This is a genomic window from Kitasatospora sp. NPDC034023, assembly GCF_055575795.1.
Genome location: NZ_JBVIRY010000119.1, coordinates 1 through 1,176, shown reverse-complemented (window position 1 = coordinate 1,176; position 1,176 = coordinate 1). Strand labels below are relative to the sequence as shown.

Sequence of the window (1,176 nt, the reverse complement as noted above, 5' to 3'; positions counted from 1 at the left end):
TACTGACATCTGCTCTTTGGGGTGATGGATCTGCCGTTTTACTGACGGATGGTCACCTGCCGCTGTAGACCGTCTCGCATGCGATATGCGGATGGGGGCGGGCTGACGGCGAAGGCACGACAGCGCCGTGAGGCCGTGCGCTTGGAGGCTGCCGCGCTGTTCGGCGAAGGAGTCAAGCCTCCGGAGGTCGCCCGGCAGTTGCGGGTGAGCTGCAAGTCGGTCTACCAGTGGCACCAGGCCTGGAAGCAGGGTGGTGCGGCGGCGCTGGGCTCGCGCGGGCCGCACGGGCAGCGGTGCAAGCTGTCCGTGCGGTGCCAGGAGAAACTGGCCGCCTACCTCGACCAGGGACCGGCCGCCCACGGCTGGGACGAGGACCAGGTGTGGACGGGTGCGCGGGTGGCCACACTGATCGGCCGGAAGTTCCACGTCTCCTACAGCGTCTCGGGCGCCACCCGGCTGATGCGCCGGCTCGGTTTCACGCCGCAGATACCCGCGAGGCGGTCCGCGGAGCGTGACGAGCAGGCCGTTACAGCGTGGAAGGAGGCGACTTGGGCGGAGGTAAAAGCACCAGGGCGGCCTGCGGCGGATGGGTCTGCTTCGAGGACGAGGCCGGCTTCACGCGCAGGCCGCCCCGTGGACGCACCTGGGGGCGGCGGGGCGTCACCCCGGTCGTGAAGGTCTCCGGCAGCCGCTCCGGTCGGGTCTCGGTCGCGGGGCTGATCGCCGTGCGGCCCGGCTCCCGGACCAGACTGTCCCATCGCATCCGGCGGCACACCGGTCGCAAGGGTGAGCGACGGAGCCTGTCCGAGCGCGACTACATCGGCCTGATCGACGGTATCCACCACCTGGTGAAGGCGCCGATCGTGCTGGTCTGGGACCGCCTGAACACTCATGTCTCCTACGCCATGCGGGACTTGATCGGCGCGCGGGACTGGCTGACGGTGTTCATCCTGCCCGCTTACGCGCCGGACCTGAACCCCGTGGAGTGGCTCTGGGCGCACGTCAAGCGCAGCCTGGCCAACCTGTCCTCGGTCGCCGTCGACCGCCTCGAAGCCCTCGTCCGCAACCGGCTCAAACGACTCCAGTACCGCCCCGACATCCTCGACGGATTCCTCGCCGGGACCGGCCTCTCCCTCGACCTCCCGCCGCCATCACCCTGAAGCGCCAATTTCAGTA

1 protein-coding gene is annotated in these 1,176 nt (G+C 69.1%); it reads left to right on the top strand.

Annotated features, from left to right (window positions below; translation table 11 throughout):
- The first annotated feature begins 78 nt into the window (after positions 1-78).
- A protein-coding gene (locus ACZ52R_RS43540) for an IS630 family transposase (protein ID WP_465755587.1) occupies positions 79-1,160 on the top strand; the annotation gives its coding sequence in 2 pieces (ribosomal slippage) (positions 79-564 and positions 567-1,160; 1,080 coding nt in all).
- Positions 1,161-1,176: the final 16 nt, after the last annotated feature.